The organism is Pseudoalteromonas sp. Z9A4 (assembly GCF_011378845.1).
GTDB classification, from domain to species: domain Bacteria; phylum Pseudomonadota; class Gammaproteobacteria; order Enterobacterales; family Alteromonadaceae; genus Pseudoalteromonas; species Pseudoalteromonas arctica.
This window is the reverse complement of the sequence record NZ_WTLA01000022.1, coordinates 1-24,457: the sequence shown is the minus strand read 5'-3', so window position 1 is coordinate 24,457 and position 24,457 is coordinate 1. Positions and strand designations below refer to the sequence as shown.

23 protein-coding genes and 4 tRNA genes are annotated in these 24,457 nt (G+C 39.3%); 16 read left to right on the top strand and 11 right to left on the bottom strand.

Going from position 1 to position 24,457, the window contains the following annotated elements; all coding sequences use genetic code 11:
* Positions 1–7 precede the first annotated feature (7 nt).
* From GQR54_RS14755 to GQR54_RS14745, 3 genes are all read right to left on the bottom strand, one after another.
* Positions 8–688, bottom strand: a complete 681-nt coding sequence (locus GQR54_RS14755; RefSeq protein ID WP_166378589.1) for an SCP2 sterol-binding domain-containing protein — start codon at positions 686–688, stop codon at positions 8–10.
* Positions 689–699: 11 nt separating this feature from the next.
* Positions 700–1,455, bottom strand: a complete 756-nt coding sequence (gene ubiE / locus GQR54_RS14750) for a bifunctional demethylmenaquinone methyltransferase/2-methoxy-6-polyprenyl-1,4-benzoquinol methylase UbiE (protein ID WP_024589468.1) — start codon at positions 1,453–1,455, stop codon at positions 700–702.
* A gap of 83 nt (positions 1,456–1,538) precedes the next feature.
* Positions 1,539–2,525 carry a GGDEF domain-containing protein gene (locus GQR54_RS14745; RefSeq protein ID WP_166378651.1) on the bottom strand — a complete coding sequence of 329 codons (987 nt, stop codon included), beginning with the start codon at positions 2,523–2,525 and terminating at the stop codon, positions 1,539–1,541.
* A gap of 332 nt (positions 2,526–2,857) precedes the next feature.
* Here GQR54_RS14745 and GQR54_RS14740 point away from each other — a divergent pair, with 332 nt between their 5' ends.
* Complete coding sequence (locus GQR54_RS14740; protein ID WP_166378587.1) at positions 2,858–4,636, top strand: DUF885 domain-containing protein; 1,779 nt, start codon at positions 2,858–2,860, stop codon at positions 4,634–4,636.
* A 112-nt stretch (positions 4,637–4,748) separates the two neighbouring features.
* Positions 4,749–6,215: an FMN-binding glutamate synthase family protein gene (locus tag GQR54_RS14735; RefSeq protein WP_007579865.1), complete on the top strand. Its 1,467-nt coding sequence runs from the start codon at positions 4,749–4,751 to the stop codon at positions 6,213–6,215.
* A gap of 40 nt (positions 6,216–6,255) precedes the next feature.
* On the opposite strand, the gene mtnK is transcribed toward GQR54_RS14735, so the two are convergent.
* The gene (mtnK, locus tag GQR54_RS14730; protein ID WP_166378585.1) at positions 6,256–7,473 is read right to left on the bottom strand and encodes an S-methyl-5-thioribose kinase; all 1,218 of its coding nucleotides are present in this window, start codon (positions 7,471–7,473) and stop codon (positions 6,256–6,258) included.
* A gap of 129 nt (positions 7,474–7,602) precedes the next feature.
* Between mtnK and mtnA the strand changes: the two genes are divergently transcribed.
* Positions 7,603–8,628 carry an S-methyl-5-thioribose-1-phosphate isomerase gene (gene mtnA, locus GQR54_RS14725; protein ID WP_166378584.1) on the top strand — a complete coding sequence of 342 codons (1,026 nt, stop codon included), beginning with the start codon at positions 7,603–7,605 and terminating at the stop codon, positions 8,626–8,628.
* 63 nt (positions 8,629–8,691) lie between these two features.
* On the opposite strand, the gene GQR54_RS14720 is transcribed toward mtnA, so the two are convergent.
* Genes GQR54_RS14720 through GQR54_RS14710 form a run of 3 tightly spaced genes read right to left on the bottom strand, consistent with a single transcriptional unit; the run spans position 8,692 to position 10,543 of the window.
* Positions 8,692–9,234: an acireductone dioxygenase gene (locus tag GQR54_RS14720; RefSeq protein ID WP_166378582.1), complete on the bottom strand. Its 543-nt coding sequence runs from the start codon at positions 9,232–9,234 to the stop codon at positions 8,692–8,694.
* A complete protein-coding gene (gene mtnC, locus GQR54_RS14715; RefSeq protein WP_101217509.1) occupies positions 9,231–9,917 on the bottom strand; it encodes an acireductone synthase in 687 nt (228 codons plus the stop codon). The genes GQR54_RS14720 and mtnC overlap by 4 nt, the downstream gene beginning before the upstream one ends.
* Complete coding sequence (locus GQR54_RS14710) at positions 9,914–10,543, bottom strand: methylthioribulose 1-phosphate dehydratase (protein WP_166378580.1); 630 nt, start codon at positions 10,541–10,543, stop codon at positions 9,914–9,916. The genes mtnC and GQR54_RS14710 overlap by 4 nt, the downstream gene beginning before the upstream one ends.
* Before the next feature lie 108 nt (positions 10,544–10,651).
* On the opposite strand from GQR54_RS14710, the gene GQR54_RS14705 reads away from it, so the two are divergent.
* From GQR54_RS14705 to GQR54_RS14690, 4 genes are all read left to right on the top strand, one after another.
* A complete protein-coding gene (locus tag GQR54_RS14705; RefSeq protein ID WP_166378578.1) occupies positions 10,652–11,794 on the top strand; it encodes a methionine aminotransferase in 1,143 nt (380 codons plus the stop codon).
* Positions 11,782–12,555 carry an amidohydrolase gene (locus GQR54_RS14700; RefSeq protein WP_010555461.1) on the top strand — a complete coding sequence of 258 codons (774 nt, stop codon included), beginning with the start codon at positions 11,782–11,784 and terminating at the stop codon, positions 12,553–12,555. Before GQR54_RS14705 ends, GQR54_RS14700 begins: the two co-directional genes overlap by 13 nt.
* Positions 12,556–12,630: 75 nt before the next feature.
* A complete protein-coding gene (locus GQR54_RS14695; RefSeq protein WP_166378576.1) occupies positions 12,631–14,046 on the top strand; it encodes a mannose-1-phosphate guanylyltransferase/mannose-6-phosphate isomerase in 1,416 nt (471 codons plus the stop codon).
* Complete coding sequence (locus GQR54_RS14690; protein ID WP_231609380.1) at positions 14,024–14,659, top strand: hypothetical protein; 636 nt, start codon at positions 14,024–14,026, stop codon at positions 14,657–14,659. The genes GQR54_RS14695 and GQR54_RS14690 overlap by 23 nt, the downstream gene beginning before the upstream one ends.
* 40 nt (positions 14,660–14,699) lie before the next feature.
* Here GQR54_RS14690 and GQR54_RS14685 read toward each other — a convergent pair whose 3' ends face one another.
* The 3 genes from GQR54_RS14685 to GQR54_RS14675 all read right to left on the bottom strand — a co-directional run bounded on the left by GQR54_RS14685 (position 14,700) and on the right by GQR54_RS14675 (position 18,265).
* Complete coding sequence (locus tag GQR54_RS14685) at positions 14,700–16,856, bottom strand: response regulator (protein ID WP_166378574.1); 2,157 nt, start codon at positions 16,854–16,856, stop codon at positions 14,700–14,702.
* A gap of 167 nt (positions 16,857–17,023) precedes the next feature.
* Positions 17,024–17,680, bottom strand: coding sequence for a response regulator transcription factor (locus tag GQR54_RS14680; RefSeq protein ID WP_004334929.1), 657 nt, complete (start codon positions 17,678–17,680; stop codon positions 17,024–17,026).
* Between the two features lie 222 nt (positions 17,681–17,902).
* Positions 17,903–18,265 carry a histidine triad nucleotide-binding protein gene (locus GQR54_RS14675; RefSeq protein WP_166378572.1) on the bottom strand — a complete coding sequence of 121 codons (363 nt, stop codon included), beginning with the start codon at positions 18,263–18,265 and terminating at the stop codon, positions 17,903–17,905.
* A 92-nt stretch (positions 18,266–18,357) separates the two neighbouring features.
* Between GQR54_RS14675 and GQR54_RS14670 the strand changes: the two genes are divergently transcribed.
* Positions 18,358–18,957: a DUF2057 domain-containing protein gene (locus GQR54_RS14670; protein WP_166378570.1), complete on the top strand. Its 600-nt coding sequence runs from the start codon at positions 18,358–18,360 to the stop codon at positions 18,955–18,957.
* Positions 18,958–19,014: 57 nt separating this feature from the next.
* Here GQR54_RS14670 and GQR54_RS14665 read toward each other — a convergent pair whose 3' ends face one another.
* Positions 19,015–20,856, bottom strand: coding sequence for a M1 family metallopeptidase (locus tag GQR54_RS14665; RefSeq protein ID WP_165729507.1), 1,842 nt, complete (start codon positions 20,854–20,856; stop codon positions 19,015–19,017).
* A 143-nt stretch (positions 20,857–20,999) separates the two neighbouring features.
* On the opposite strand from GQR54_RS14665, the gene murB reads away from it, so the two are divergent.
* From murB to GQR54_RS14625, 8 genes are all read left to right on the top strand, one after another.
* A complete protein-coding gene (gene murB, locus GQR54_RS14660) occupies positions 21,000–22,010 on the top strand; it encodes a UDP-N-acetylmuramate dehydrogenase (protein ID WP_166378568.1) in 1,011 nt (336 codons plus the stop codon).
* A complete protein-coding gene (birA, locus tag GQR54_RS14655) occupies positions 22,007–22,999 on the top strand; it encodes a bifunctional biotin--[acetyl-CoA-carboxylase] ligase/biotin operon repressor BirA (RefSeq protein ID WP_007579893.1) in 993 nt (330 codons plus the stop codon). The genes murB and birA overlap by 4 nt, the downstream gene beginning before the upstream one ends.
* A complete protein-coding gene (locus tag GQR54_RS14650; protein WP_166378566.1) occupies positions 22,996–23,706 on the top strand; it encodes a type III pantothenate kinase in 711 nt (236 codons plus the stop codon). The genes birA and GQR54_RS14650 overlap by 4 nt, the downstream gene beginning before the upstream one ends.
* Before the next feature lie 127 nt (positions 23,707–23,833).
* A tRNA-Thr gene (locus tag GQR54_RS14645) sits at positions 23,834–23,909 on the top strand.
* Positions 23,910–23,949: 40 nt separating this feature from the next.
* Positions 23,950–24,034: transfer RNA gene (locus tag GQR54_RS14640), tRNA-Tyr, on the top strand.
* Positions 24,035–24,078: 44 nt separating this feature from the next.
* A tRNA-Gly gene (locus GQR54_RS14635) sits at positions 24,079–24,153 on the top strand.
* Positions 24,154–24,164: 11 nt separating this feature from the next.
* A tRNA-Thr gene (locus tag GQR54_RS14630) sits at positions 24,165–24,240 on the top strand.
* Between the two features lie 128 nt (positions 24,241–24,368).
* The coding region (locus GQR54_RS14625) for a GTP-binding protein (RefSeq protein ID WP_233997923.1) at positions 24,369–24,457 on the top strand (89 nt) is incomplete at its 3' end.

Here is a 24,457-nt window from a genome sequence, read left to right as displayed (position 1 = left end):
AAAATCCTTAGCGGGTGTTTGAAGGTAAAAAAGAGTTTAACAGAGCATCTATACGCTGCTCAACAGCAGCTACTTGACCTTTGAGTTCTCTATTTTTTTGTTTAAATTGCTCAAGTTCTAATGGATGAATAGTAATTGCGAGCTCATCTTGGCATAAACTTGTAAGCATTGTACTTATTTTAGTATTGGTTTTGCTGCTCTTTTGTTTTAGTTTTTTTAAGTGCAGATATAACTGCTGAGCGGGGGTATCGCCAATGTATCTAGAGAGCTGTTCAGGCCAATCAATATCAATGCCTGAAAATGCATTGCTATAAGTTTGCGCAATATTTAAATCGCCTTGTAAGTCGAGCTTATCTTGGCGAATTAACTGGGTAAGCATAGCTGGGTTTTTAAGTGCTAAAAGCGTGTCTATGTCTGCGCTGATCATACAATCTGCGTTTTCATTATTTTGAGCACTGTATAAGTGTAATTGCTCAGCGCTATAAACAAGTTGGATGCTTTGTTGCCAATCTCTTACTTCAACCACTAAGCGCTGATGTTTAACTGCGCTTAGCTTTTGGGATAATTGTGGGTCAAGGCTAAGTGCTTGATTTAGTACACGCTCAATAAGCGAAAGTACAAAATTAGGCAACATAAAAAATTCAGATGGCATTGCATCATTATTTTTTGTTATTTTCTCAAGCGCCATAGCTGCTAGCCTTAATATTTAAAACCACGATGCAGCGCAACAATTCCGCCTGTTAGGTTTTGGTATGTTGTTTGCTCAAAGCCTGCATCTTCCATCATCGCTTTTAGCGTGTCTTGATCTGGATGCATACGAATAGATTCAGCTAAATACTTATACGATTCACTGTCGTTAGCAACTAGCTTACCCATTGTAGGCAATAAATTAAATGAGTAAAAATCGTAAGCTTTACTAAGTACGTCATGCTCTGGTTTTGAAAACTCTAAAACAAGTAAACGACCACCTGGCTTTAAAATGCGGTACATAGAGCGCAGAGCTTTGTCTTTATCGGTAACATTACGTAAACCAAAGGCAATAGTGATCACATCAAAACTATTATCTGGGAATGGCAGCATTTCAGCATTCATTTGTACGTAGTCGATATTGCCCACTAACCCAAGATTATGTAGTTTTTCACGACCAACCTTAAGCATAGATGAGTTTATATCACCTAAGACAACTTGACCCGTTTCGCCAACTAATTGACTAAACTTTGCCGTTAAGTCGCCAGTGCCACCGGCTAAATCGAGTACATGATGGCCTTTACGAACACCTGAGCTTGCAATAGTTTGACGTTTCCATAAACGATGCACACCAAAAGACATTAAATCATTCATTACATCGTATTTTGCAGCTACTGAGTGAAATACATCAGCAACCATAGAAGCTTTATCGTTCTCGGCTACTGTTTTATAACCAAAATGCGTGGTCTTTTGTTCGGTTTCGTTCATGATTAATCTCTATCGTGACAAGAGAGGTTAGTGTACTTTATTGTACGCAGTAGGTGCAATTTGAATATGATTTATCAGGTAATTTATTGCCCAGCAGTGTAGCTACTTTGCCCTAATGAATGTGCTTTAAAAGCTGCATGAGATGCTTTTTTTGCTAACTGATTAAAATCATCTTCTTGCTGATGCTGAGCAATTCCTAGTGATAAGCCAATAATAGGTAGTTTAATGCCTGTTTTTGAACTAACAAAGCGAAGCTTTTCGACTCCATTTCGGACTTTCTCAGCAATAACATTGGCTGTTTCTGGGTCTATGTCAGCGAGTAAGACGGTAAATTGATCTTTAGCTGTACGGCCAGGTAAACCACTTTGAAAAACATATTTTTGTACTTGTTTGGCTACTTTATTCAAAATGACTTCACCAATAATATCACCGTGATTTTCAGTAAAGTGATCAAGGTTATCTATTTGAATCGCTATGGCGCAGATAGATTTTTGTTGATTTTTCCATACTTGGGTTTGTTGTGTTAAGTAATGGCGCTTATAAAGCCCTGTTTGGCTATCAACAATATATTGTTTTCGAAGTTGTGTTAGCTGCTTTTGTGTTTTTTCGTGTAGCTGTTTAGCTTTACTTAATTCTTGCTTAAATTGTCTGTGTTGGTTTAGTAATTCAGTGGTTTGGTTATTGAGAGTATTTAATGCTTGTTGGCTTTGTTCTATATTATTTTCATCAAGGGTATGTACACACTCGTTGATTTTCCCAGCAAAACGGACTATCTGTTTTTCAGTTATTTGAGCGTTGTGTGAGAGTGAATTTATAACACCATCAACATTTTTAATCATGCTAACTTGCGCTGTGTGACCGGTATTTAAAAACTCAGAATGTAGTTGTTCAATTAGAATACTATCTATATTGTCTTCAACAGCGATAGCGCGGTCTAAAGCTTTATTCAGCTTAAGATTAATTTGGCTGGTATAAGTATAAATAACTTGATAATTGAGCGGTGTAGGAGGAAGTGCATAGCGCTCTAAAAAAACACACACTTTGGTCATTTTTTCTTGTGCAATAGCCATGGAATCATGGAACATCATTTTAAATACCAACTAAGTACGAATAAGTGCAAATTTGAAATATCTCATTCCATGAGTCGGTTATGCATCCAAGCTTTTTATTATTTTTTATACAGTAATCATTATTCGGGCTATTTAAAAGCAAAAACGATAGTTAGGGAACTTAAATTTTATTTTAGCAGCCTAATTGTTGTTTTTCTCATCAATTAGGCTGGTTTTTACCTCTATTACCGTATGTAGCATTATTTCAGTATGCTAGTTTGTCTCATTTACTTGCTATTTATGTAGCCTACGATAGTTTTATGCAATCAATTGCGTTATCAAGTTAAATAATAATGAATCTTTTTTTACCGAAAATACTTCGCCAACCTCTTTTTGGCATAACAGTTTTATGCTCACTAAGTGCATGTCAAATAACGACACCCAATGCGAATGAGCAATTTACTCAAGTTGCACAATCTATTGTTGAATATAGAGAAAGCATTAGTCCTTATAGTAGTTCGAAAGGGATTGATGGTTATCTATTAGCAAATTTATCACCAGAATTTTTAGCGCAGCAATATAAAAATAAAACGCAATTATTAGCTAATTTAGATGCCCTAGACGCAGCCCAGCTTAGTGACGAAAATCAAATTAACTTAAGTATTATTCGTGCTCAGGTACAAAATAGCGTGGACGAGTATGTGTTTAACGCACATTACATGCCGCTTACATCAGAATATGGTTTTCATTCAGGGTTGTCGAATATCATCAACAGCTCTCAATACAAAGAAGAGCAAGATTTCGAGACATATCTCGCACGTTTGTCGCAAATACCGCGATTTTTTGAACAGAACATACATTGGATGAAAAAAGGGCTCGAAACGGGCCTCACCCAACCAAAAGCTGTATTAAATGGGTACGAAGACTCTATAAGTACATATATTGTTGATGATGTAACTCAATCAGAATTTTATAAACCGTTTTTAACTAATAGTGCAAGCTTAAGCGAGAGTGATTTTTATGCACTTCAACAACAAGCCAAAACAGTTTTAAAAAATAAAGTAATACCAGCATATAAAGGCTACCTAAGGTTTTTCACTGAGCAGTATCAATCGGGTGCTCGCACAAGTATTGGTATTTCAGAAACTCCTAACGGTAAAGCTTTTTATAAAAACCGTGCTAAGTACTACACCACTACCGACATGACACCTAAAGAGATTCACGAACTTGGCTTAAAAGAAGTTGCACGAATTCGTAGTGAAATGGAAGACGTGATAGCAGAAGTAGGTTTTAAAGGCACGTTTGCCGAATTTATCCACTTTTTACGCACTGACCCACAATTTTACGCCACAACACCAGAGCAACTTTTAAAAGAAGCATCTTATATTGCTAAAAAAATGGATGCACAACTGCCTAAGTTATTTCATACCTTACCACGCAAACCTTATGGTGTAGCACCTGTACCGGCCAGTATTGCACCTAAATACACAACCGGTCGATATTCAGGCTCTAATCGAGATGATGAAGCAGGGTATTATTGGGTAAATACTTACGCTTTAGATAAGCGCCCTTTGTATGTTTTAGAAGCATTAACGCTGCACGAAGCAGTGCCTGGCCATCATTTACAAATATCACTTAATGCAGAGCTTGAAAATCTGCCGAGCTATCGTCGTGATGCTTACCTCTCGGCATTTGGTGAAGGTTGGGGGCTTTACTCTGAGTATTTAGGTTTAGAAGTAGGCTTTTACCAAGACCCATATAGCCGTTTTGGTCGTTTAACGTATGAAATGTGGCGAGCAGCGCGTTTAGTTGTTGATACGGGTATGCATATGTATGGCTGGAGCAGAGAGCGCGCCATGAACTTTATGAGCGAAAACACAGCGCTTTCGTTGCATAACGTTAAAACAGAAACTGACCGTTATATATCGTGGCCTGCTCAGGCATTGTCATACAAAATAGGTGAGCTTACTATTAAGCGTTTACGCATTGAGGCAGAGCAAGCGCTAGGAAAAAGCTTTGATATTCGTGAATTTCATCATCAAATATTACGCCATGGTTCAGTGCCTTTATCGGTACTTGAAACGCAAGTGCGTTTATATATAAAAGCAGAGTTAGCTAAACAACAGAATTAGATATAAGGCAGTTAAAGCCTTGAACAAATAAAAGTGTTATGTCATTTTGGTGGTATAGCACTTTTTTATTTTAAAAACAGTCATCAAGGGGCCTTGGGTGAGTAATTTTATAATGTTTAGTATTGATGTATTTGCAAGTATGTTTATTGTTGTTTTAGGGTTATTGGTTTTAATCGTTGTCGTTTTTTATATTCGAGATGTAACACAAACCAAGCATGCAATTAGACGTAATTACCCTGTTATTGGTCGCTTTCGATATTTTTTTGAACGCCAAGGTGAGTTTTTTAGACAGTACTTTTTTGCTCAAGATAGAGAAGAAATGCCGTTTAACCGCGCTGAGCGTAGTTGGGTTTATCGTGCAGCAAAAGATGTTGACCGTACGGCTGCATTCGGCTCCACGCAAAGCTTAGAAGTAACAGGTACGGTTATGTTTATGAACTGTGCATTTCCTACTTTAGATGAAGAAGCGCTCGACCCGAGTAATGTTACTTTGGGTCCATACTGTAAAACACCTTACACAACCAACTCGTTATTCAATGTATCTGGTATGAGTTTTGGCGCGCTTTCAAAGCCAGCTGTACGAGCTCTGTCTAAAGGCGCTAAATTGGCAGGTTGTTGGATGAACACCGGTGAAGGGGGATTGAGTCCTTATCACTTAGAAGGTGGTGCCGATTTAGTGTTTCAGATTGGTACAGCTAAATATGGTGCACGAGACGAGCATGGAAATTTAAGTACCGAAAAGCTAAAAGAAATTGCGGCACATGAACAAGTAAAAATGTTTGAGCTTAAAATGAGCCAAGGTGCTAAACCAGGTAAAGGCGGTATGTTACCAGGGCGCAAAGTTAACGCCGAAATTGCTAAAATTAGGGGAATTCCCGAAGGGCAAGATTCTATTAGTCCCAATGGTCATCCTGAAATTAAAAACCCAGCCGATATTCTCGATATGATTGCCACTGTGCGTAACGCGACAGGTAAGCCTACAGGCTTTAAGGCGGTAATTGGTGCTTACGGATGGTTAGAAACGTTGTTCGCTGAAATAAACCATCGTGGTATAGAGTCCGCGCCTGACTTTATTACCATAGATAGTGCTGATGGTGGTACGGGCGCTGCACCACAACCGCTTATGGACTCAGTGGGTTTACCACTTCGTGAAAGTTTACCGCTTGTGGTTAACATGCTTGAAAAACATGGGCTGCGAGATCGTATTAAAATAATCGCCTCAGGTAAATTAATTGTCCCTTCAAAGGTGGCTTGGGCGTTAGCGCTGGGTGCTGATTTTGTTGTATCGGCTCGAGGGCATATGTTTGCACTGGGCTGTATTCAGGCAATGCAATGTAATAAAGATACCTGTCCGACCGGGATCACTACGCATAACGAGCGTTTGCAACGCGGCTTAAATGTAGCTGATAAAGCGCAACGAGTAGCTAACTATAATAAATACATTCATTACGGAGCTGGGCTAATAGCCCATTCTTGTGGTGTGACTAGTGCACGCGAATTAAAACGTGAACATGTACGTATAGTGCAAGAAAGTGGTTTATCAGAACCGCTCGATAAAATTTACGAAAACTACAAGTAAGTTTTTAACTAACTAAAAAAGGCGCTAATAGCGCCTTTTTTTAGTTTAATTGGCTTATTAATAAACTAAAAAATGCTTCTTTGTTGTCGCATGTTTGGGCATTTAAAATAAGTTGCTCGCCTAGTGCTAATGTTTGTTTTTGCACTATAAGACGCGCCTTCTCATCACCAATACTATCTATATCGGTTACATGTGCGAGTCCTATGGTACGCCTAATTAACTCAGCACCACAGTAACCAATGGCGTCTTGCAATACGCCTTTTATAAAGTATTCACCGTAGCCTGTAACCTTTAGCGCATTATCAGTAGTGTGCTCATTTATAAGCGTAAGCCAATGTTGTTCAAATAAGGTATAGCATTCAACAAGGGTGCTTAATAAGTGGGTTTGATAATTACGACGAGCCAAAAAATCTTTAATATGCCCGTATTGTGCGCAGTAATTTAAAAGTAAATTACCAATAAAAGAGCCAATATCGAACCCAGCAGGACCAAAAAAACCAAACTCAGGATCGATCATCTTTGTATTATTACAATCAACAAAAATACTGCCGCTATGCATATCACCATGGAGTAATGTTTGCGGGTTAGATAAAAAATTAGCTTTTAATTTTGCTATTTCTAACTTTAATGCGCTGTTTTTTTGTATTGCATCAACTTCGCTTTGTAGTTGCTCTGGGTAGTTATTGCGTTCGTGCTCAATGTACGGATCGCTAAAAAATAAGTCTTCAGTGATTTGGCAAAGCTCAGGGTTAGTAAATTGGCTAACGAGCGCTTTTTTAGTTTGTGCGGTTAAATAAAAATCTGAATTATAAAAACCAGTATGGCTTAAGTAGGTAGCTACGTGCTGCGCTAATTTAGGAAATTGCTCAGCATTATTTTGTGCAGTTCGCAGTATTTGTAAATTACCTAAATCTTCTAAAATAGTCAGTGCTTGCATTTCACTATAATGTAAAACCCTAGCAGTATAAGTTGGGCAAATAGCGCCATGATTAAGCAAAACTTGTGCTTCTATACGAGCTCTATCAAGCGTTAATGGCCACGACTCACCCACGCAACGAGCGTAAGGCAGAGCTTGCTTTAAAATAACACTATTGTTTTGCTCATCAGTAATTCTAAATACTAAATTAAGATTGCCATCACCAAACTCATATGCCGATAAGGCTTGTCCGGGAGCAAAAAAATTACATTGTTTAGATTCAATTAATGTCGATACATAATCGATAGCGCGCTGTGCATTAAAAGCAACATAGTTAGTCATGGTTTAAATCTCAAAAATCAGCTTTTAAGCATTCTATACCTTTAAATGTTTAGATGTCTATAAGTCCAACTTGAGAGTTATTCAAAGTGGTGTAAAATAACGTTACGCATTTTTAATACCTTAAGCATTATGCAAAATTTAATCGCAAGCAGTTTAAAATATGAAAACGGGTCGCTTAGTGTGCTCGACCAATATTTACTACCTCACCAGCAGGTATGGCATCAATGCCATGATGTAGAAACCATGAAAGAGCTGATCATTAGTTTAAAAGTACGTGGAGCTCCACTTATTGGTTTAAGCGCGAGCTTGTTAGTGGCGTATTTAGCTGAGCAAGGGGTAGTTAAAGGTGAGCTTGAAAAAGCAATCAATGAGCTAGAAGCCACTCGCCCAACGGCGGTTAATTTAATGCATTGTATGGCGGCATTGCGTAAAGCTTTAACGCAAAGCGATTATGTTGCCGGTATTGTTACCACAGCCGAGCGGTTGTTTATTGAAGATATTGAGCTGTGTGAGCGAATGGCAAGCCGTGGCGCCGAACTTATAAATAGTGGCGACAACATATTAACTCATTGCAATACAGGGGCGCTTGCAACCGCTGGTATTGGTACTGCACTAGGTGTTATCTATAAAGCGCAGCAAAAGCATGGCAACATACATGTGTGGGTTGATGAAACACGACCATTATTACAAGGCGGTCGCTTAACTGCCTTTGAGCTTGAGCGCTGGAAAATACCTTACACTCTAATTTGCGATAATATGGCGGCAAGTTTAATAGCTGCAGGTAAGGTGGATAAAATAGTGGTAGGGGCTGATCGTATTGCTGCCAATGGTGATTTTGCTAATAAAGTGGGCACTTATAATTTAGCCGTACTTGCATATTTTCATAACATTCCATTTTATGTGGTCGCGCCTATTACCACGCTTGATACCAACACCGCGTGTGGTGATGATATAGAAATAGAGCAACGTAATCCTCAAGAAGTGCGCGGAGTTAGCGGTAGCTTTGGCGAGGCTTTATGGGCGCCCACTAATGCTAATGTATATAACCCAGCATTTGATATAACGCCGGCAAAACTGGTTACAGGATGGGTGTTAGACACTGGTGTGTACAACCAAAATCAGGTTGAAAATGGCGAACTTTTAAAGCTTAAGTAACTTCGCGATATTTTTGGTCCACGTTATGTTTATTAGTGTGGACCAAGGTTTTGAATGACTAACTTACGATAATAGCGGAAATTGCTCTGCAATAGACGAGTCAGTACTTTTTGCTACCCAGCCCTCTGTATTGTTAAATAAGCGAATGGCAGTAAACTCAGGAGCGCTTCCCATATCAAACCAATGCGGGGTAAGTTCAGGCACTGAAATTAAATCGCCTTGTTGGCAAAGTACCTGATAAACCTTATTGTCTAAATGTAGGCAAAATAGCCCTTGGCCTTTTACAAAAAAACGTACTTCGTCTTCACTATGAGTATGTTCAAAGAAAAACTTTTTGCGCAGCTCTGATGCGCCAAGATTACCTTTAGCTAGAGATATAACGTCTACTGTTTGATAGCCATTTTTGATTTTTAACCGATCTATATCGTTTTTGTACGCACTAATAATTTGCTCATGGGTGGTGTGCTCATTAATATCTGCATTTGCTTGCCACTGTTCAAAACGTACGTTTACTTTAGCTAGTTGCTTTGCAATATCATCAGCATTTGATGTGCTTACAAGTGCTTTGTTTGCATCGTTGTCGGCATATATTGTTAATTGGCTCATACTAATTGCTCCAATTTAAATTGGCTAAAGTCATTAATATAAGGGTGTGCTTTAGTGCTTGCTTGCCCATCACGAATTAAATGTAGTGTTTTTAAGCCCGCAGCCTGCGCGGCATCAAGCTCGCCGGCTACATCACTTAAAAAGAGTATTTCTGCTGCTTTAAACGGTAACAGATCAACAATAGTGTTATAGGCTATTTGCTCTTGTTTTGCGCCAACTTTGGTGTCAAAAAAGTCAGTAAACAAGCTGCGAATGTCGCCATAATCACTGTATTTAAAAAGTAGCTGCTGCGCTTTTACCGACCCTGATGAGTACACATATAAAGTAATATCGTTGTTGTGTTGAGCTTGTAAAAAATCAAATGCATCTGGGTATAAATGACCTTTAAAATCGCCGTGTTCATACCCTGTTTGCCAAATTAAGCCTTGTAACTGCTTAAGTGGAGTGATTTTTTTATCTTCATCAATCCAGGTAAGTAAAGTGCTAATGACTTCTTCTATATCGGCGTTTGGCTTTTCGATAAAGGCTTTTACGGCACTAATTTGCTCGGCTACATCTGGCTTATTAGCATTGGCACGTACAAAGGTAGGTAACTGTTTTGCCGCGTAAGGAAACAACACCTCTTTAACAAACGAGATGCGGGTTATTGTGCCTTCGATGTCGGTTAAAATAGCTTTAATCATTTAGTTACTCCCGCTTGAATACCTATTATTTTTAGGCGCTCTAGTTCGCAGCTAAATAAAAATTCTAAGGCTTCTAGGTGGCGGCGAACTTCATCAATATTGCGCCCTACTGCATATAAGCCATGACCACGTATCAGTACGCCGTGCTCTATCGGCGTATGTAAGTGATGGTCACTGACCAGCAGGCTTAATCGGTCAATATCTTGATCGTTATCGAAAATAGGAATGCTCAGCGTTTCTAAATGCGAAGTAAAGCCGCTCAGTGCTTTTTGCATTTCATAGCCTGTTAAATCAAGCTGATGCCTTTGGGTAATTTGCGACAGTACGGTGGCGGCTACAGAGTGAGTATGCAAAACACACTGTGCATCAGGTATAAGCTGATACAAACTTAGGTGTAATTGTGTTTCTGCCGATGGCTTTACAGATCCAGCTAGGCGCTCGCCTTGGTGATCTAATTGCAAAAAATGCTCTTGCGTAAGTAAGCCTTTATCGTGCCCACTTGCCGTAACAACAAAGCCAGTGCTAGTACGAGCTGAAAAATTTCCACCTGTTGCGGGTACCCAGCCTTTTTGGCTAACCCATTTTCCGGCTTCAATAAGTTGTGAAATAGCGGTATTGTTTTGCATACATTCCTCACTAATGAGCGTAAAGTTAATTATTTTTAGACGGCTATACCTCTGTTTTAAGCAATGATAGCATCGCTTTAAGCGCAAAACCATCATTAAGGGCATCACGTGTTTGAAAGTAAATTACCAAATTTAGGCGTTAGTATATTTAGCCAAATGAGTGGGTTGGCTAATGAGTTTTCGGCAATTAATCTCTCTCAAGGCTTTCCTGAGTTTGATGCTCCTGATCTTTTAAAAACGCAGTTAAATTATTATGTGCAGCAGGGCGTTAATCAATATTCACCTTCAAGTGGTGTACCACGATTACAGCAACAAATTGCTGATTTAGCAAAGCGCAAATATGCAGCTGATATAAACGCGGCTGATCAAGTTACTGTTACCTCGGGTGCAACAGAGGCATTGTTTGTGGCTATTCAAACAATTGTGCGCCCCAGTGATGAAGTGATTGTATTTGACCCTGCATATGACTCTTACCAACCGGCAATTGAACTCGCTGGTGGAAAGTCAGTACACATTGCTTTAAGTGCGCCAAACTACACTATTGATTGGCAAGTAGTAAGCCAAGCAATTACTAAAAATACCCGTGCAATTATTATTAATACGCCTCATAACCCAAGCGGTAAAATATTACAGCCACACGATATAAAAGAGCTTAAAGAGTTAGTTGGTACTCACAATTTGTATGTAATAAGCGATGAGGTATATGAGCACATTACGTTTGATCAGCAACCGCATTTAAGCGTATTACGCGATGATGAATTATTTGCCAAAAGCTTTGTTATATCGAGTTTTGGTAAAACGTTTCATAGCACGGGCTGGAAAATGGGTTACTGTATTGCACCTGCCGATTTAGCTGTCGAATTTAGAAAAATTCATCAGTACGTTACGTTTTCAAGTTTTACCCCTGCACAGCATGCGCTTGCCGATATGCTCGAGCAGCAAGGCGAGCATATAGATGAGCTAAGTGGGTTTTATCAGCAAAAACGTGACTTATTAGCGAGTCATTTAAGTAATAGCCGTTTTAAAATTTTGCCTAGCCAGGGCACTTACTTTTTATTGTTAGATTACAATGATGTATCGGATTTAAACGATGTTGATTTTTGCCACTGGTTAGTTGAGCAAGCAGGTGTTGCGGCTATTCCGTTAAGTGTGTTTTATCAAAAGTCCCCAACCGACAAAGTAATTCGTTTATGCTTTGCTAAAAAGGACAACACTCTCATAGAGGCTGCGCAAATATTATGTCAACTTTAACCATTACAGCATTGCAAAGCTCGCTTCATTGGCTTGATAAAGATGCTAATTTAGCCATGTTTAATAAACAACTTGAAGCAATTACGCATCAGCCCGATCTTATTTTACTGCCCGAAACATTCTCGACTGGCTTTGCTATTAATTTAGATTGTGCAGAGCCAGAAAACGGTAAAGTACTGACTTGGTTAAAGGCGCAGGCTCATAAACATAATGCGGTTATTGCCGGTTCGGTACTTGTTGCACAAGGTAGTAAAAAAGCGAATCGGTTTTATTGGGTAAAGCCCGGTGGAGAGGTGAGCTATTACGATAAGCGCCATTTATTTCGCTTAGGCAGTGAGGGCGATTACGTTGTAGCTGGGCAAGAGCGCAAAGTTTTTGAAATCAACGGCTTTAAACTATTACCACAGGTATGTTACGACCTGCGCTTTCCGGTATTTCAACGTAATAATAATGACTACGATGTAATGATAAACGTAGCAAATTGGCCTGCTGTACGCCGCCATATTTGGGATACGTTACTTATGGCGCGTGCAATGGAAAACCTGTGTTACGTAGTAGGCGTTAATCGTGTGGGTGACGACGGTAATGGTGCCTTGCACAATGGCGGTACAGCGGTATACGACTTTAAAGGCGATGCATTAACTAAAGCGCAAGATGACACCGAGCAGCTAGTTACGATAACACTTGAAAAAGCACCACTGGATGAGTTTAAAGCAGTGTTTCCTGCCTATTTAGATGCAGACCCTTTTACATTAATATAGACACGTTAATTTAGCGCAGAGCCAATAAAGTGTTAAAATAGTCGCTGATATTTTTGTTGGCGGCTAATATACATTATGAACACTTTAATCACTCCTGTAATTTTAGCTGGTGGCATAGGCTCTCGCTTGTGGCCGCTTTCTCGCCAAGCAATGCCTAAACAATTTTTATCACTACTAAATGAAAACACGTCATTGCTACAAAGTACGTTGGCGCGTGTTTCTAATGAGTTGTTTGATAATGCTATTTTAGTGTGTAATGAGCAGCACCGATTTATTGCCGCCGAGCAGGCTGAAAGCTCAATTCCTACTGCATTATTACTCGAACCCAAAGGTAAAAATACCGCTCCTGCCATCGCATTAGCCGCCCACTATGCACTGCAAAATGGGATTACCGGCCCGCTATTAGTGATGCCTGCCGATCATCATATTGAAAACTTTGGTGTATTAACGGCTAAGCTCCCAGAAGCTGTAAAACTTGCTGAGCAAGGAAAGCTAGTGACGTTTTCGATTACTCCTACAGAACCGCATACTGGCTATGGCTATATAAAACAAGGCGCGGCTATTGCCGGTACGGGTTGTTACGATGTTGCACAATTTAAAGAAAAGCCTGACTTAGATACAGCGAACCGTTATTTAGCTCAAGGAGGTTATAGCTGGAATAGCGGCATGTTTTTATTTACCCCCACAGCCTATTTAAAAGAGCTCGATCGTTTTGCGCCAAAAATAGCAACGAGTGTTGCTGCAGCGGCGCAATTTACTAAAGATTTAGGGTTTACCCGCCCAAGCAACAGTGCGCTTGAACACTGCCCAAGCGATTCAATTGATTACGCCATTTTAGAGCGCAGTAATAACGTAGTCGTTATGCCTGTTGATTTAAAATGGAGTGATGTAGGTAGTTTTTCATCTCTTGATGCGCTTACAAAAAAAGATGAAAACGGAAATAGCTTAAATGCTAATTATATGGCTCAAAAAAGCACTAATAACTTAGTTATTAACGAGGCTGAACACACTATTGCCACGCTTGGAGTAAGCAATTTAGCAATTATTCATACTCATGATGCCACGTTAATTGCAAACCAAAATGAGCTAGATTCTTTGCCTTTGTTGCTTAAGCAAATTGCTACAACACAGGCTGATAAACTTAACCATCATCAAGTGGTTTTTCGCCCATGGGGAAGTTACCGTACTTTGGTTGAAGGCACTGGCTTTAAAGTTAAGAAAATTACTGTTAACAGCGGTGCTAAGCTTTCGACGCAGCGCCATCAGCATCGTGCTGAACATTGGGTTGTGGTTTCGGGTATTGCAGATGTGTGTATTGATGAGCAAGCGTATACGCTAACGCACGACCAATCGTGTTATATCGCGGCTAAGCAAATTCATAGTTTGGCTAATAATCAAAAAGAGCCGTTAATTGTCATTGAAGTGCAAACCGGTACTGTACTTGATGAAAGCGATATAGAGCGATTTGATGATAAATATGGAAGGGGTTAAAAATCAAATTCATGCCAAAAAGGACGTTTCAATATTAATGAGTAAAGTAATTTATAAAATCACACCTGACGTGAATCATTATCGAGTCATATTTCCTGATGATGAAACTTTATGTGAATCTGAGTTATGGAAACCTAATACTTCTACAAAAGAGTCTACACTGATAAATTTTAGTGCCCATTATAATAATGAAAAAGAGACGCCTATAGGTGATATGACAGCAATAAATTTACAGGGTCTTGCTATAAGGGATCATGTAGCAAATGAATTGGTAGAGATTTTTGAAGATTCGGGAGAGTTACTGCCTTTCTATGTAGGTGATGATAATTGGTACTTTTATAATGTCACTCGAAAAATAGAGGGTATATTAAATGTTGAGAAGAGTACTTTTATGCTGCCAAGTTTAAATATCGGATTACAAAAAGCGGTGTTCAAAAAAGAAAAACTACCAAAGCATAGCTGCATATTTAAAATGCCAGAAGACCGATTTGAAGGCACTTACGTTTTTGACTCTCGTGTAAATGATAAAGATATTACTTTAAACCTATTTTGTGCCTTGCAAGCACATGGCTTTACTGGGCTTAGCTTTGAAGAGGTTGCGAGGTTTGATTAACCTAAAGTAAAATTTAAAAAACTTTAACGCTTTTTTAATTTCACTCTAACTGCCCACGCACAAACTTTAAATATTGCTCTAAGCTGCGTTGCCACAGATCTAACGCTTCATCAAGCATGTCGTTATGTGGCTTTTTATCGAGTAAACGGCGCTCTATTTTTTTAAGCTCAATACCATAGCGATTAAAACCCAGTTGCAGAGCGGTACTTGCTTGGCGATGTAAAAGCTTAATGCATTGCTCTGGTTGTTGATCAATAAGCTTTTGACAGCGAATTAGCTTGTTACGCGCCGAAAGCACAAACTCATTATAAATCGACGACACTTCATCTTCACTAAACGAGCTGGTGAGTGTTTCGGCCGCTGTTTTGTCATACAAGGTATCAATAAGCTCTACTGCAATACTCGCAGTTTGATTAGATTGAGAGTCGCTAAGTGCTTGGCGAAGCTTTTCGTGCTTAATAGGCTTGCCTACAATGTCTTTTATTCCTAATTCTAAATACTCTTTTACTTCGTCAGGGCTAAGGCTTGCAGTAAATGCGAGTACTGGAGTTCGTTGATTTTTATGATCAATGCGTTTTAGACGTTTAAGTACTTCTTGGCCTGTTAAATCAGGTAGGTTCATATCAAGCAAAACAACATCAAAGTGGTGGGCTTGCATGAGCTCTATGGCGCTTTTGCCATCTTTTGCGAGCTTGATTTTGTGTTCATCGTCTGCCATAAATTCAATAGCAATTTTTTGATTTAAATCTAAATCTTCAACCAGTAGTACATCAAGACCTGTTAAGTAATCTTTAGTTTGATGGCGCTGCTCTACAAGGCTTAATTCACCTAAAGTAAAAGTAACGGTAAAGCTAAATACACTACCAGTACCAAGCTGGCTGGCTATTTCGAGTCGGCTACTGAGCTTTTCAAGCAGGCGACTGGTAATAGCTAAACCTAGGCCGGTTCCGCCTTTCTCTTTTCCTGCACTACTTTGTACATAAGGTTCTGTTAAGTAGGCTATCTCATCATTTTCTATACCTGGACCTGAATCTTTTACACTAATTTTTATAGTGTGCTCAAGTTGCTTTTCTAATACTAAATCAACCTGAATTTTAACGGTTCCGTGGTCTGTAAACTTAATGGCATTACCCACTAAATTAATAATTATTTGCCTAAGTTTTTGCTGGTCGCAGTAATAACATGCTTGCTCAGGAATATTGCATATTAGTTCAAACTTGAGTTGCTTTTGCTCGGCGAGAGGGCTTAATAATAAGCATAAATTATTAAGCCATGTTTTAAACTCTATATCCTCTTCGTAAAGCGCTTCGTCACTTTGATCTAGGCTCGCGTAATCAAGGACCTTATCTACCAATAAATTAAGTGATTCGGCAGAATTTATAATCGCTTCGCAATAGGCTTTGTTGCGAGTATCACTTGTTTGGTTCATAACAAGTTGGGCGCTGCCTAAAATACCGTTTAGTGGGGTGCGAATTTCGTGGCTTATAGTTGATAAAAAGAGTCCGCGTATTTCTAAATCTTTTTGTGCTTTATCTGCTAATTTATTGAGGTGCTGCTCTCTGCGCTCATTACATAATAACGCCATACCTGCGGCATAAAACATGGGTGCAATTACGCCATTTAAAAATAACAAAGAGCTAAACCAGCCGTTTACTAAAAGATTTTTTTGTTCAATGTTGTCCATAAATAACGAGCGGCCAACAAAGCTTAAAGCAACAAGCGTTAAAATGGTTATGTATACAATGCTGCCATTAGGATAGGATTTACGTGCGCATTTGATAAATATAAATAGTAAAAAACCAGCTTCTGCTATGTGTTGTATATCGGATGCAATCACTCTTTCGTGTAAAGATGGGTCAAAAAAGGTGTAATAGCCAAGCATTACAGTGCAAAAAGCGGTCACTGAGCAGAGTAATTTAAAACCAATACCGCGATAATTTAAAAACTGACTAAGTGAAAGGCAGTGCACTATTGATGCGGCAAACATCATGCTACTGGCAGCGCTAATAATCACTAAATTATGTGTATCACCAACAAGAGTAAAGCCAATAACAGAGCCTAACAGTAATATGGGATAGAAAATGTATAGCAGCGTGCCCGATATTTGTTTGTTTGTTCGCCATGTCAAAAAGTTAAGTAAGGTCATTACGACCATGATGGCGATGCTGGCAAAATAAAGAGTGAAGGAGTCGAGCATTAATATTCCAGCAAAGTAGCTATTAAGCTAAGGTTATCAAAAGTATACACTTATACCAATTATCAAAACAGATCACTTAGGCAAGCAAATTGGTATTAAATAAGTGTGTAACACATACAAAAACAGACACCTAAGTGTCTGTTTTTAATTTTAAACTAAATATTTGATTAACGAATTTCATCAGGGATATTTTGTTGTGCCCAAGATAGGAGTTCAATACGGTTACGACATTTAGTTTTTCTAAATGCGCTGTATAAATGTGTTTTAACTGTGTGTGGACTGATACTTAAATCTTCTGCGATTTCTTTATTTTTCGAACCTTTACTCATTAGTGAGATTATTGCTTTTTCTCGCTTAGTAAGTTTAACAGGCTCAATATCACCCTCGGTTAGTTTATGCAGCGCATCTTTATTAAATTGCAGCATACGATTTAATGCATTACACATAATATCGCGACGATACCAAAGTTGATCTTCAAGCAGTAAGCGAATACCTTTCATTAATACGTCGGCGTTATCTGTTGTGTAAAACACGCCACGAATACCACTTAACAATGCACGATTAGCAAGTTCAGGGTTTTCATCCAGATTAAATAATATGATATCGCATTTAATACGAAGGTTTACTAGTTGTTCTTTTAGTTTCCCCCATGCATCTTTACTTGATGTTTCAATAAACAAAAGTCGAGTCCCTTCAGGTATATCTAAAATATTAGTACCTGTGGTTACGTCAAGGCCTTGCGTTTTTAACAAAGGTTCTAAAACGTTAATACCGATAGTGTTAATTGGCTCTTGATCTAATAACAAAAAGGCTGAGCTGCTCATGTTTTTATACTCTTTTATAAAGCTGACTGATTAAGTTTACCACGACTTCCGCAACTTTTGTATTAGAAAATCACTGATGTACTCAATAACAAATACGATTTTACGATTATTTAAACATAAAATGTTGCAAACAAGTAACTATTTCTTATTTATAACGATGAAAACCCATAGTATTTATAACTAACTAATTGAGTAGATAATTTAATAAAAGTTTTAGCTAATTTACTTTTTTTTATTTTGATAAGGTGGCCATCCCATCTCTTTACCGGCAAGCATGTGTAAATGTATGTGATAAACCGTCTGCCCACCATGCTCATTACAATTCATAACTACGCGGTATCCGTCATCAGCAAAATTATGCTGTTTAGCTAATTTAGCCGCAACAACATATAAGTTGCCTACTAAGTGTGAGTTTTCAGGGTTTATATCATTTATAGTGGCAATTGCTTTTTTTGGGATAATTAACACATGAAATGGCGCTTGTGGGTTTATATCTTTAAATGCGAGAGTATTTTCATCTTCATAAACGATATCGGCCGGAATTTCACGATTGATTATTTTGGTAAAAATAGTTTCTTGGCTCATAGTGTGTTCCTAATTAAGTGTTATGAAATTTAAGCTCACTAATGACAAACTTTCAAAGCAGTGTCAAACTGAAATCAAATAAAGGAGTTAATATGCTTAAACCAATTTTAATAAGTAGTGCCGTTGCATTACTAGTTAGTTTTTCGGCTAATGCTGAAAATATTCACTTTCCAGAAGAAATTGTACCACTGCAAGTGGGCGATAAAATGCTAGAAAGCTCTTTGTTTAGCCGTATTGATGATGTAGAGCTTGCACCAGGCACTTATCAGCTTAGGCTAAAGTACACCGATTTATATGAAGATGATTATGACACGCATGAAGTTGTGGAGTCTGAGCCATTTTGGGTTGATGTAACCATTGATGCGGGTAAAGATTATACCTTAGTGTTTAATCGCGCTGCGAATGCAGTATCTGCAAAAGTATTTGCAGAAGCCCCTCAAGTGAGCTTAAAAGCTAAAAATAGCGCTGTTGCTAAGCCTTTAAGTGTTATTTCTAACACGCAGCTAGCAAGTAATAAACCGGTAATGAAAAATACAGTGCCAGCAGGGCCTTCACGTCCAAGCCGACCAATAAAGCCAATAGCACCAGTTACAGGTAAGGGCATGCCAAGTGCGCCACAAATGCTTGATTTTTGGTGGCAGCAAGCCACAACGGCAGAGCGTAAAGCTTTTTTAGAAAAAGTGAAAAATTAAAGTACAGACAAACAAAAGGGCCAAATATGGCCCTTTTTAGTTTCTAGTTAACACTATTTATTCAAATAATGCGTCAATAGTACCTTGCGCAAGAGGGTGATACCCAGGGCGTGCTTTTAAGTACACGCTTTGTGCCCAGTCTTTTTTACCGTTAGTGATAAGTGATTTATATAACGGCACAATTAACTTACGACGGCCAATACCTGATAAGTGCTTATTAAGCGCAGGATAAATTGGTTGATAACCATTACCTACTGCTAGCATAAACCAAGCAAACGCACGTTCAGCGTTAGTTGATTGCGTTAGGTTAAATTCACTATCAAGCTCGCTCATTTTCTCTATGCTTAAATCGCGTGGTAAGTTATTTAAAAAGTGTAGCCACTCATGCACAGACCAATCAGCCGTTGGTAGTTGAGCTGCTGTTGTGTCGCCTTTCAACCATGCTGCTGTTGCAGTATCTACTTTATCAAATGCATCAGACGTAGGGTTTGGCGCATCACTTGGTAAGCCTGGCTCAAAAATCCATTCGTTTACTTTATCCATACTTACAACACCAGGGTACTTCTCAATTAAGTTAGCTTTTAAGTAAGTAACAAATTGCGCGGTAGTAAGTGATTTAAACGAAAACTCTTTAAAGTACGCTTTTACAAACGGGTCAAACTTATCGCGGCCATATTTGTTTTCTAGATAGATTAAAAATAACTGACCTTTAGTGTAAGGCACTGAGCTAAACGCATCGTCCGGGTCGCGGCCATTAAGCTTTAAATTAAGGCGTGTATCTGGTGCATCAATTGTTTTAATTTGTGCGCGTAAAGACGCTGAATCAAGTGCTTGTTCCATAACCGCACGGTCACGACCAAATACTTCTTCCATAATGCGGTTTTCAACATACGAGGTAAAACCTTCGTTTAACCATAAATCTTCCCACGTTGCGTTAGTTACTAAGTTACCTGACCAAGAGTGAGCAAGCTCATGGGCAATAAGGTTAACTAAGCTTTTATCACCGGCAACAACCGTTGGAGTTATAAATGATAAGCGTGGGTTTTCCATGCCACCAAACGGAAAACTTGGCGGTAGCATTAATAAGTCGTAGCGACCCCATGCATATTCGCCGTACATAGCGTTTGTTTTGTCGATCATGGCTTGGGTGTCGTCAAATTCAGCAACTGAGGCATCTAAAATTGTAGGCTCAGCAAATATGCCAGTTTGGTGCGACATTGCTTTAAATTCTAAGTTACCTGCGCCAATAGCAATTAGGTAAGGTGAAATTGCTTGTGGCATATCAAAAATGTAGTCACCATCTTTATAAAGCGCATCTTTGTTGTCGGCACTCATTACAGCACGTATATCTTTTGGTGTATGAATTCGTGCAGAGTAAGTTACACGCATTGCGGGTGTATCTTGCACTGGGATCCAACTACGTGCATGAATTGCTTGCGATTGGCTGTACATAAATGGATGCGTTTTACTTGCCGTTTGCTCTGGTGTTAACCATTGCAGGCCAGATGCTTCTGGACGACTGTTGTAGTAAATACGAACTAATTCAGCTTGGTTTTTAAACACAATAGTAAGCTTTGAACCTTTAACGTCATCTCGCTTAGCTAAATCAAAAGTCGCCTTTTTCCAGTTACCACTTTGATCTTTGTACATTACTTTATCAATGTCTAAGTCGCGGGTATCAAGTACGAGAGTTCTACTTTTGCTGTTGTTCCACTGAAGAGTATGCTCAACAAAACCTTCTAACTGCTTGTCGGCAAAGTCGACATCTAAATCAAGGTTTAAGTGAGTAGTAACAACATCGTCAAGGTTAGCATACGAGTTTTGGTCAATCGCATTAGCCATTGCTTGCGAACACATACCCGCCATAGCGAGGCTTAAAAAAAGAGGTTTAATTTTCATCATTACTCTGAACACAAATAAAAAAGTGCTGGTTTTATATCACGATTGACACGGTGGGTTGAGTGATTTTTACAATCTAGTGCCACATTTGCGACGATGAGGTAAACTATTGCGATTAGTTACCGGTATTTTTAGAGAGCTTTGTGGCGCATTCATTACACTCCTTACATACATTCGCATTAAACAGCCAATGCCAAAATTTTGTTGAAATTACTCAGCTTGAGCAACTTAAAACGCAAAGTTTTAGTGCACCGTTTTGTTTGCTAGGCGAGGGCAGTAATACCGTATTTTTAAATGACTACATGGGTACGGTTATAAAAATAGCCTTAAAAGGCATTAAAATTACCGAGCGTGAGAGCGACACACTAATAAGTATTGCTGCAGGCGAAAACTGGCATCAACTAGTCAGTTATTTATTAGAGAAAAATATACCCGGGCTTGAAAATCTAGCACTTATACCGGGCACTGTTGGCGCATCACCGGTACAAAATATTGGTGCTTATGGCGTTGAGATAGCTAAATTTGTTGAGTTGGTAGAGTACTTTGATATAACCACTAAAGCTGTGCATTCATTGAATAACGAGCAATGTGAATTTGCTTACAGAGACTCAATATTTAAAAATGCTCTCAAAAATAAAGCGGTGATCACGCAAGTGCATTTAGCGCTCCCAAAAAAATGGCAACCAGTATTAAGTTATGGCCCTTTGCAGCAGCTAGATATTATTACTCCGCAAGCAGTATTCGATCAGGTTATAAAAACGCGTAATAGCAAATTACCTAACCCATATACACTTGCCAATGCGGGTAGCTTTTTTAAAAACCCTATAATAACCAACCAGCAGTTAGCTGAGCTATTAAAGCAATTTGTAGATTTACCTCATTACGAATATGGACAAAGCCATCACAAGGTCGCAGCAGGTTGGTTAATCGATAAAAGTGGTTTAAAAGGGCACCGCGAGGCAGGTATAGAAGTGCATCAACAACAAGCACTAGTACTTGTTAATCACGGAAATAGTGAAGGTGGTGACCTAATAAAAATGATTAAACACATTCAGCAAGTTGTTTATACGCGTTACAACATTATGTTAGAGCACGAAGTACGTTTAATAGATGCGCGCAGCGAATGCCATATTAACGCGGAGCCTGAGCAATGAAAGCACCTGATGGAAACAAACTCGCTATTTTAAATGCACTTAACCAAGGGGGCTTTGTATCTGGCCAAGCCTTGGGTGAAAAGCTAGGAATTAGCCGAGCTGCGGTGAGTAAACATATCAAAACGTTACAAGAAATGGGCTTAGATATTTTTAAAGTGACTGGCAAAGGCTACTGTTTGAATAGTCAGGTGGGCCTTTTAAATAAAACACAAATTGATCAGCACTACAAAGCGCTAGGTGCTAATACTGCCGATGTAGAAGTACACCCTATTATTGATTCGACCAACAGCGAGCTTATGCGCCGTATACAGGCTAAAACAGCGCTTGAGTCTGGCACTGTTATTGTTGCCGAAATGCAGCAAGCAGGGCGCGGCCGACGCGGCCGTGTTTGGCAATCCCCATTTGGCGCTAATCTGTATTACAGTTACTTTTGGCGTTTAGATGACGGGCTTCAAGCTGCAATGGGTGTATCAATTGCGGTAGGCCTTGCTGTTTATGATGCAATTAAAGCGTTATACCAAATTGACGTAGAGCTTAAATGGCCTAACGATATTTATATAAATAAACAAAAACTTGCAGGTGTATTGGTTGAATTAGATGGGCAACCGCAAGGACCTTGTCAGTTAGTGATTGGTATAGGTATTAATTTACAAATGCCTGAGAGTTTTAGCCAACATATAGACCAAGCGTGGACCGACTTAAATCAACATACTCAAAAGCTTGATAAAAACCAGCTGGTGGCGTCACTTACTTATCATTTAGAGCAGCGTTTAGTGCAGTATCGTCAAACTGGCTTACAAGATATGTATGAGCAATGGAATTCGCTTAATGCGTTTGCTGGCGATTATGTTGAGCTAAATACAGGACACCGAAGCTGGCGTGGAATATGCGAAGGTATTGACCCACAAGGTGGAATACGAATTCGCCAAGATGGTGAAGTAAAAAGTTATTACGGTGGGGAAGTCTCCCTCAGAAAGGCGCAAGTATGAGATTACTGATCGACGTAGGAAATACATCACTAAAAGCTGTGCTGTGGCATAACGAGCAAGCACAACCAGCAGATATAAATAACTTACCTTGGTTACAAATAACCGAAGTGATTTATGCGTGCGTAGGGCGCAGTGATTTACTAAACGATATTCTCGCGCAAGCGGCTAGCAATAATATTATTTGTTTTGAAGCCAAGGTAACCAAAACGCTTGGAGATCTTGTATGCGCTTACGAGCATGTGGGTAACTTAGGCATAGACAGGTGGCTTGCGCTTATTGCAGGCTTTACGTTATATCCAAACACAGTATGTATTGTTGTTGATGCGGGTACTGCGACAACAATTGATGTGCTCAATAGTGAAGGCCTACATTTAGGTGGCTGGATTTTACCCGGGCTTGATTTAATGACCTCATCGCTTACACAAAACACCCAACGTGTTTTTGATGACGGTAAAACACCGTTTACTAATGAATTGGGTAAAAACACGCCAAATGGTTTAAAAAACGGTGCCTTAGTGGCAACCATCGGGGCAATTGAGCAAGCTAAGCTGAATTTAACTGCTCAAAAAACAGAACAAGCAACACAAATTATTTTTGCTGGTGGCTATGGCTCACTATTGCAGCAGCAATTTGCAGGAAGTATTTTTGATTCATTGCTCGTAATGAAGGGATTGAATTATTGGTACGAATTAACCGAAACAGTATAAAAAAGTGCAAAAAAACGCGTTTTCGCGTGAATATTGAGCATTTAAACTAAAAATTTACACTTTTTTTAATTTTATTGTTGCATCCCAATAAACCTTACTCTAATATCTCGCCCCGTACTAAAGCAGTGCCGACTTAGCTCAGCTGGTAGAGCAACTGACTTGTAATCAGTAGGTCAACCGTTCGACTCGGTTAGTCGGCACCACTTTCCTTTTACCGGAAGTGAATTAGTAGAGAATTATCGTGGAGGGGTTCCCGAGCGGCCAAAGGGATCAGACTGTAAATCTGACGGCTCAGCCTTCGCTGGTTCGAATCCAGCTCCCTCCACCACTTTATTCTTGACGGTTAGAGGTAGTTTAAGAACAGATTTTTATGCGGGCATCGTATAATGGCTATTACCTCAGCCTTCCAAGCTGATGATGCGGGTTCGATTCCCGCTGCCCGCTCCAGTTCTTGTGTTGCTGATATAGCTCAGTTGGTAGAGCGCACCCTTGGTAAGGGTGAGGTCGGCAGTTCGACTCTGCCTATCAGCACCAGTCCTAAGAATCTCCTTGATTACTTCCTTTATCTGTCAGAAAATACTATTTGAAAAAATTAACTTAATCTACCTCTGGTGGATTATTTTCATATGTAATTTAGATACACAAAACTGATAGGTTCCGTCATGGCAAAAGAAAAGTTTGAACGCGTAAAACCGCACGTAAACGTTGGTACAATCGGCCACGTTGACCACGGTAAAACTACACTAACTGC